Source organism: Arhodomonas sp. AD133 (assembly GCF_051195215.1).
GTDB lineage: Bacteria > Pseudomonadota > Gammaproteobacteria > Nitrococcales > Nitrococcaceae > Arhodomonas.
The window spans coordinates 18,606-27,051 of the sequence record NZ_JBNAZM010000056.1; the positions used below are offsets into that span (position 1 = coordinate 18,606).

At 65.1% G+C, this 8,446-nt stretch carries 7 protein-coding genes; 1 reads left to right on the top strand and 6 read right to left on the bottom strand.

Features of this window, described 5'->3' with window-relative positions; all coding sequences use genetic code 11:
* Positions 1 to 4: 4 nt before the first annotated feature.
* From ftsH to ACPEES_RS20200, 3 genes are all read right to left on the bottom strand, one after another.
* Entirely contained in the window at positions 5 to 1,918 is a 1,914-nt protein-coding gene (ftsH, locus tag ACPEES_RS20190; protein WP_435105642.1) for an ATP-dependent zinc metalloprotease FtsH, read from the bottom strand.
* Positions 1,919 to 2,051: 133 nt separating this feature from the next.
* Positions 2,052 to 2,672, bottom strand: coding sequence for a 23S rRNA (uridine(2552)-2'-O)-methyltransferase RlmE (rlmE, locus tag ACPEES_RS20195; protein WP_435105645.1), 621 nt, complete (start codon positions 2,670 to 2,672; stop codon positions 2,052 to 2,054).
* Entirely contained in the window at positions 2,672 to 2,944 is a 273-nt protein-coding gene (locus ACPEES_RS20200; RefSeq protein WP_435105648.1) for a hypothetical protein, read from the bottom strand. The genes rlmE and ACPEES_RS20200 overlap by 1 nt, the downstream gene beginning before the upstream one ends.
* Before the next feature lie 16 nt (positions 2,945 to 2,960).
* Between ACPEES_RS20200 and ACPEES_RS20205 the strand changes: the two genes are divergently transcribed.
* On the top strand, positions 2,961 to 3,260 hold the full coding sequence (locus tag ACPEES_RS20205) for a YhbY family RNA-binding protein (RefSeq protein ID WP_435105650.1): 300 nt from the start codon (positions 2,961 to 2,963) through the stop codon (positions 3,258 to 3,260).
* Positions 3,261 to 3,346: 86 nt separating this feature from the next.
* Here the strand turns inward: ACPEES_RS20205 and greA are convergent, their stop codons facing one another.
* From greA to carA, 3 genes are read right to left on the bottom strand one after another with little or no spacing between them, the layout of a single operon-like run.
* A complete protein-coding gene (greA, locus tag ACPEES_RS20210; RefSeq protein ID WP_435105653.1) occupies positions 3,347 to 3,823 on the bottom strand; it encodes a transcription elongation factor GreA in 477 nt (158 codons plus the stop codon).
* Positions 3,820 to 7,044, bottom strand: coding sequence for a carbamoyl-phosphate synthase large subunit (gene carB, locus ACPEES_RS20215; protein ID WP_435105655.1), 3,225 nt, complete (start codon positions 7,042 to 7,044; stop codon positions 3,820 to 3,822). Before carB ends, greA begins: the two co-directional genes overlap by 4 nt.
* A gap of 39 nt (positions 7,045 to 7,083) precedes the next feature.
* Positions 7,084 to 8,229 carry a glutamine-hydrolyzing carbamoyl-phosphate synthase small subunit gene (gene carA, locus ACPEES_RS20220; RefSeq protein ID WP_435105659.1) on the bottom strand — a complete coding sequence of 382 codons (1,146 nt, stop codon included), beginning with the start codon at positions 8,227 to 8,229 and terminating at the stop codon, positions 7,084 to 7,086.
* Between the last annotated feature and the right edge of the window lie 217 nt (positions 8,230 to 8,446).

Genomic DNA, 8,446 nt, shown 5'->3' on the forward strand with positions numbered 1-8,446 from the left:
AAGGTCAGTGTTCGCTGGCGGGCCGGCCGATCTTGTCGCGGCCACCATTTTCCTGTTCGCCTTTCTCGGCACCGCTGGGACCCGGGCTCTGGGGGCCGTCCCACCCCTGCGGCGGTCGCGGCGGCCGACCGTTCATGATGTCGTTGATCTGCTCGTGGTCGATGGTCTCGTACTTCATCAACGCATCGGCCATGGTGTGGAGTTTGTCCAGGTTCTCTTCGAGCAGTTGCTTGGCGTGCCGGTAATTGTCGTCGATGATCCGGCGCACCTCCTCGTCGATGGCGTGCGCGGTCTCGTCCGAGATGGTCTTGTGCTGGGTCACCTGGTGCCCAAGGAAGACTTCGCCCTCATCCTCGCCGTAGGCGAGCGGCCCCATGCGATCCGACAGGCCCCACTTGGTGACCATGTTGCGCGAAATCTCGGTCGCTTTCTGGATGTCATTCTGGGCACCGGTGGTCACCCGCTGGGGGCCGAAGATCATCTCTTCCGCCAGACGCCCACCAAACAGGCTCGAGATCTGACTGTTCAGGCGCTGCTTGGTAAAGCTGTAGCGGTCCTCTTCGGGGAGGAACATGGTCACGCCGAGGGCACGTCCACGCGGAATGATGGTGACCTTGTGGACCGGATCATGGTCCGGCGAAAGCAGGCCGACGATCGCGTGGCCGGATTCGTGATAGGCAGTGAGCTTCTTCTCGTCCTCGGTCATGACCATGGACTTGCGCTCGGCGCCCATCATGATCTTGTCCTTGGCGTCCTCGAAATCCTGCTGATCCACGACCCGCTTGTTCCGCCGGGCCGCGAACAGCGAGGCCTCGTTGACGAGGTTGGCGAGATCGGCGCCGGAAAATCCGGGCGTGCCGCGTGCGATCACGCGTGCGTTGATCTCCTCGGCCAACGGTACCTTGGACATGTGCACTTTGAGAATCTGCTCACGCCCGCGCACATCAGGCAGAGGCACGACCACCTGACGGTCGAACCGTCCCGGCCGCAGCAACGCCGGGTCGAGCACGTCGGGCCGGTTCGTCGCCGCAATGACGATCACGCCCTCGTTCCCCTCGAAGCCATCCATCTCGACGAGCATCTGGTTGAGGGTCTGTTCACGCTCGTCGTGACCGCCACCGAGGCCCGCGCCACGCTGGCGGCCCACCGCATCGAGCTCGTCGATGAAGATGATGCACGGCGCGTGTTTCTTAGCCTGAGCGAACATGTCGCGTACCCGCGACGCGCCCACACCCACGAACATCTCGACGAAATCCGACCCCGAGATGGTGAAGAACGGCACCCGTGCCTCACCGGCGATGGCCTTCGCCAACAGCGTTTTACCCGTACCAGGCGGGCCCACCATGAGAACGCCGCGCGGAATCTTGCCGCCGAGACGCTGGAACTTGGACGGGTCTCGCAGGAACTCCACCAGCTCGACCACGTCGTCCTTGGCTTCCTCGACGCCGGCGACGTCGGCGAAGGTCACCTTCACCTGCTCGTCCGACATCATCCGCGCACGGCTCTTGCCGAAGGACATCGCCCCCCGGCCGCCGCCACCGCCCTGCATCTGGCGCATGAAGTAGATCCAGACGCCGATGAGCAACAGGAACGGGAACCAGGAGATGAGGATCTGCAGCAGAATGCTGCGTCCCTCCTCCGGCTTGGCATCGACGATCACACCATGATCGAGGAGCGTGCCAATGAGGGCCCCGTTATCGGTCTCCGGGCTGTACGAGCTGAACCGCTCACCGTTGTCACGCTGGCCACGGATCACGGGCCCCTTGAGCGTGACTTCGTCGATCTCGCCCTGCTTGACCTCGCTGAGGAACTGCGAGTACGGGACCTCCCCGGGGGTCATGCCGGTGTCCTGGAAATTACTGAACACGGACATCAGCACGATGGCGATGACCACCCAGAGGATCAGATTCTTCGCCATATCGTTCAAGGCTTCGCACCTCGATCACTGGCCGCCAGGCTGGCACACAGGCGGCGAAAGTTTTGCCGGCGGCGACAGACGCCGCACGATGACGCCCTGACTCGCAAGGACGTGTTGCGTTGAGCAAACGTTACTACGACTGCAACTGACGGGCCAATAGATAGACCTCCCGACTCCTGCCACGCGAAGCACCGGGCTTGCGGGTCGCCACGCGTGCGAAACGCTGACGCAGGTGGGCGAGGTAGGCGTCGAACCCCTCCCCTTGAAACGTCTTGACCAGAAAATCGCCCCCTGGTTCCAGGGTCTCGAGGGCGAAATCCAGTGCCAGCTCGGCGAGATACATGGCCCGCGGCTGGTCGACCGCCTTCTGCCCGGAGATGTTGGGGGCCATATCCGAGAGCACAAGGTCCACGCGCTCGCCGCCGAGCGCCCGCTCGAGCGCGGTGAGTGCGTCGTCCTCGGTAAAATCCGCCTGGATGACCGTCACGTCCGGCAACGGATCCATGGGGAGGATGTCCAGAGCGACGATCCGTCCGCGGCCACCGAGGCGGGCGCTGCAGTACTGGGTCCAGCCCCCCGGTGCCGCGCCGAGGTCGACGACGTTTCGCCCCGGACGCAGCAACCGATCCTTCTCGTCGATCTCGGCGAGCTTGTACACGGCCCGCGACCGCCACCCCTCCTGCTGGGCCCGGCGGACGTAGGCGTCGTCGAAATGCTCGCGCAACCAGCGCCGGCTGCTCTTGCTTCGCGCCACTACTCGGCTCCGTCGTCCCGCATTGCCTCGCCTGCGGCAATGCGCTCCGCCGCGCGCGTGCGAATGGCGACCCAACCGCCGGCGGCGAAACCGATGATGGCGAGAAGCACCAGCTCGAGCCAGCGTGCGAGGTCGAGACCGACGACCACCAGCGCCGCGATGACGCCGGCAAGCAACACGACCGCCAGCTCGCGACGTACACCGTCGAAAGCGCCATGGCGCGGCGGGTCGTCCGTGCGTGCTACACTCCGCGTCCTGTCATTATCCGGCATTGGATTCACCACCGACATGCAATCACTGACCGAGGCACAACGCCGGCACCTCCGCCGTCTGGGCCACGATTTGAAGCCCATCGTGCGCACCGGCAACGCCGGTCTGACCGAAGCCGTCCTCGCCGAGGCGGACAAGGCGTTGCACGATCACGAGCTGGTCAAGATCAAGCTCGTCGCCGACGACCGCGCCCAGCGCCGCGCATTTATCGACGACATCTGCAAACGCACGGACGCCACACTGGTACAGGCTATCGGCCACGTCGCCCTGTTCTACCGCCGCAACCCGGACAAGCGCGAGCCGATCGCACTGCCCTAGGGCTGCGGAACCTCGCAAAGCAGGCCGGCGGGCGCCAAAGCGCCCCCGTCGCTGGCGGCAGACGCTGCGGGTGGGCGCCCACCCGCTCACTCGTAGCGTACCTCCACGATCTCGTAGGCACGCACGCCGCCGGGCGCCTGAACCTCGGCAACATCGCCCTCTTCCTTGCCAATGAGCGCGCGCGCGATCGGGGACTGTATGGAAATCAACCCCTGCTTGATATCCGCCTCGTCCTCGCCGACGATCTGGTAGGTCTTCTCCTCGCCGTTATCCTCATCGGCGAGCACCACCGTCACGCCGAAGACAACCTTGCCGTTGGCCGGCAGGCTGGTGACGTCGATCACCTGGGCATTGGCGAGCTTGCCCTCGATCTCGGCGATGCGCCCTTCGATGAAGCTCTGCTGCTCGCGCGCCGCGTGGTACTCGGCGTTTTCCTTGAGATCCCCGTGCTCGCGGGCCTCGGCAATGGCCTGGATCACCCGCGGACGGTCGTGCTGTTTGAGCCGGTCGAGCTCCGCTTTCAGCTTGTCGGCACCGCGCACCGTCAACGGCGTTTTACTCATGCCGTAGCCTCCTTATACAGATCCTGCAGGGGATGCACCTCGCCGTTCTCCAGGTAATCCAGCGCCTGCGTGGTGGCGCGCGCACCGGCGATCGTCGTGGTGTAACAGACCTTGTGGTGCAGCGCCTCGCGACGGATGGAGAAAGAGTCGGCGATCGCCTGGCGCCCCTCAGTGGTATTGACGATCAGTACGATCTCGTCGTTCTTGATGGCGTCCACGATATGCGGCCGCCCCTCGGTGACCTTGTTGATCACCGAGCACTCGATCTCGGCAGCCCCCAGCGCCTCGGCAGTGCCTTGCGTCGCCACGATCCGGAAACCACGCCGGACCAGGTCGCGGGCAACGGGAAGCACGGCCTCCTTGTCAGCGTCGCGCACACTCACGAATGCGGTGCCCACTTCGCGGGGCAGCTCGACACCGGCGCCCACCTGGGCCTTCGCGTAGGCCTCGCCGAAGTCGCGGCCGACCCCCATGACCTCGCCGGTGGACTTCATCTCCGGGCCGAGTATCGGGTCTACGCCCGGGAACTTGATGAACGGGAACACCGCCTCCTTCACCGAATAGTAGGCGGGTACCACCTCGCGCGTGTGCCCCATGCCCGCGAGCTTGCGCCCGGCCATGCAGCGCGCGGCGATCTTCGCCAGCGGCAACCCGGTGGCCTTGGAGACGAACGGCACCGTGCGCGAGGCGCGTGGATTGACCTCGAGCACGAACACCTCGGAGCCCTTGATGGCGAACTGGGTGTTCATCAGCCCCACGACGCCGAGCTTGCGCGCCATCGCCCTCACCTGCTCGCGCAGGCGGTCGCCGGTCTCCGGCGAGAGCGTGTACGGGGGCAGCGAGCAGGCCGAGTCACCCGAGTGCACGCCAGCCTGCTCGATGTGCTCCATGATGCCGCCGATGAGCACGTCATCGCCGTCGCTCACCGCGTCCACGTCCACCTCGACGGCATCGTCGAGGAAGCGGTCGAGCAGCACCGGTGATTCGTTGGAGACCTTCACCGCCTCGTTCATGTACTGCACGAGCTCGGCCTCTTCGTAGACGATCTCCATTGCCCGGCCGCCGAGCACGTACGAAGGCCGCACCACCAACGGGTAGCCGATCTCCGCAGCGAGACGCAATGCTTCGTCGGAGCTGCGCGCGGTGCGGTTGGGCGGCTGCTGGAGACCGAGCTCGCCAATCATGCGCTGGAAGCGCTCACGATCCTCGGCGAGGTCGATGGAATCCGGCGTCGTGCCGATGATGGGCGCCCCGAAGCGCTCCAGATCGCGGGCGAGCTTGAGCGGCGTCTGCCCGCCATACTGGATGATGATGCCCTCCGGGCGCTCCGTCTCCACGATTTCGAGCACATCCTCCAGGGTAAGCGGCTCGAAGTAGAGACGATCGGAGGTGTCATAGTCCGTGGATACCGTCTCCGGATTGCAGTTGACCATGATCGTCTCGTAACCGTCCTCACGCATGGCGAGCGCGGCGTGGACGCAGCAATAGTCGAACTCGATCCCCTGGCCGATTCGGTTGGGGCCGCCACCGAGGACCATGATCTTGGAACGATCGGACGGCTCGGCCTCGTCCTCCTCCTCGTAGGTGGAGTACATATAGGCCGTAGCGGTGGCGAACTCAGCGGCGCAGGAGTCGACGCGCTTGTAGACCGGCCGGATACCGAGCTTGCGCCGACGCTCGCGCACCTCGTGTTCGTTCCAGCCGACCAGGCGCGCTATACGCGCATCGGAGAAGCCTCGCCGCTTGACGGCGCGCAACCGCTCATCATCGAGAGCATGGCCGCCCTGCTCGCGCAGAGTCTGCTCCCAGTCGATGAGCTCGGCGATCTGGGCGAGGAACCAGGGATCGATCCAGGTATGCTCGTGGAGCTGCTCCAGGTCGAGCCCCGCACGGAAGCCCTCGGCAACCCACAGGATACGCTCGGGCCCCGGCAGCCGCAGCTCCTGAACCACTTTCTGCCGCGCACCCTCGCGCTCCAGATCGGTGCGCGAACCCAGGCCCTCGAGGCCGTTTTCCAGCCCCCGGAGAGCCTTCTGGAAGGACTCCTGGAAGGTCCGCCCGATGGCCATCACCTCGCCCACCGATTTCATCTGCGTGGTGAGCACGGGCTTGGTCTTGACGAACTTCTCGAACGTGAAGCGCGGCAGCTTCGTGACGACGTAGTCGATGGTCGGCTCGAAGGAAGCCGGCGTACGGCCACCGGTGATCTCGTTACGCAGCTCGTCGAGGGTATAGCCCACCGCGAGCTTGGCGGCGACCTTGGCGATCGGGAAGCCGGTCGCCTTCGAAGCCAGCGCGGAGGAGCGCGACACCCGCGGATTCATCTCGATGACCGTCATGCGCCCGTTCGCCGGGTTAATGGCGAACTGCACGTTGGAACCACCGGTCTCCACACCGATCTCGCGCAGCACCGCCAGCGAGGCGTCGCGCATGATCTGGTATTCCTTGTCCGTCAGGGTCTGGGCGGGCGCCACCGTAATTGAGTCGCCGGTATGGACCCCCATCGGATCCAGGTTTTCGATGGCGCAAATGATGATGCAGTTGTCCGCGTGATCGCGGACCACCTCCATCTCATATTCCTTCCAGCCGAGCACCGACTCCTCGATGAGCAGCTCATTGGTCGGGGAGAGATCGAGCCCGCGCTCGCAGATCTCGACGAACTCCTCCTTGTTGTAGGCGATGCCTCCGCCTGAGCCGCCCAGCGTGAACGAGGGCCGGATGATGGTGGGAAACCCGATCTCCCTCTGCACCGTCAGCGCTTCGTCCATGCTGTGGGCGAGCCGCGCGGTGGGCGTTTCCAGGCCGATGTTGGCCATCGCGGCGCGAAAAGCCTCGCGATTCTCGGCCTTGTCGATGGCGTCCTTGGTGGCGCCGATGAGCTCCACGCCATGGCGTTCCAGCACACCGTGACGATCGAGGTCGAGCGCGCAGTTCAGCGCCGTCTGCCCGCCCATGGTCGGCAGCACCGCATCCGGGCGCTCATGCTCGATGATGCGTTCGACGGTATGCCATTCCACCGGCTCGATGTAGACGCGATCGGCCATCTCCGGGTCGGTCATGATCGTCGCCGGGTTCGAGTTGACCAGGATGACCCGGTAACCTTCCTCGCGCAGCGCCTTGCACGCCTGCGCGCCGGAGTAGTCGAACTCGCAGGCCTGGCCGATGACGATCGGCCCGGCCCCGATGATAAGGATGCTGTTGATGTCTGTGCGCTTGGGCATCGTCTGTCTCTGTGGGCCTGGCGGTATGGCTGCGGGCGATCACTGACCGCGGTAATCGCGGATCAGGTCGACGAAATGCTGGAACAGCGGCGCGACGTCGCGGGGTCCCGGACTCGCTTCGGGATGTCCCTGGAAGCCGAAGGCCGGACGGTCGTCCAGCTGGATCCCCTGCAGGCTCTCGTCGAACAGCGATCGGTGCATCACGCGGCAGCCCGCGGGCAGCGACGACTCCTCGATGGCGAAGCCGTGATTCTGGCTGGAGATCATCACCCGCCCGGACGCCACGTCCACGACCGGATGATTGGCACCGTGATGGCCGAACTTCATCTTCACCGAATGCGCCCCCACGGCCAGACCGAGGATCTGGTGCCCCAGGCAGATGCCGAACAACGGCACCTTCGCCTCCAGGAACTCACGCGTAGCGGCAATGGCATAGTCACATGGCTCCGGGTCGCCCGGGCCGTTGGAAAGAAACACGCCATCGGGGTCGAGCGCCAGCACCTCGGAAGCCGGCGTGGTGGCGGGTACCACCGTGACACGGCAGCCGTGGTCCACCAGCAGCCGGAGGATGTTCCGCTTGACACCGAAATCATACGCGACCACGTGCCAGGGTAATTCGGCATCCGTGCGCGGCGCCGGCTCCACCTCGTCGTGATCCAGCGACCAAGTGCCGAGACGCCAGTCATAGGCGCTGCTCGTGGTCACCTCTCGAGCGAGATCGAGCCCCTTGAGACCGGGAAACTCGCGGGCCCTGGCGAGCGCCTGTGCCTCGTCCACCTCGCCGGCCATCAGGCAGCCGCCCTGTGCGCCCTTCTCCCGGACAAGGCGGGTGAGGCGGCGCGTATCGATATCCGCGATGGCCACCACCCCGTTGCGGCGGAGATAATCCGGCAACGCCTCGCGCGAGCGCCAGTTACTCAGCCGCGGCGGCAGATCACGCACGATCAACCCGGCGAGCTGCGGGCCGCCGGCCTCTTCGTCCAGCGGTGTCGTGCCCGTATTGCCGATGTGCGGATAAGTCAGCGTCACCAGCTGGCCGCTGTAGGAAGGATCGGTGCAGATCTCCTGGTAACCGGTCATCGCCGTGTTGAAACACACTTCGCCGACGGCCGCGCCATGCGCACCGACCGCCTGGCCGCGAAAGAGCGTGCCATCTTCTAGCGCCAATATCGCGGGCGTACTCAAAGGGGACCCTCCACTGCTCGCAAAAACGGGAGGGATCCACTGTGAGATCGCCTCCCGTTCAGCTCACGCTTTCAGAGATTGTGTTCGTCCGGGGCGTTTGGTCGCTGATTTTACTGTGCCTCCGGTGGCGTGTCCATCCTGAGCCTTGTCCAACGACACATGAGCCTGAGCGGGGGGCGTGATTCCACAGTGAGATGAGCCTGAGCTGAAGGCGGTC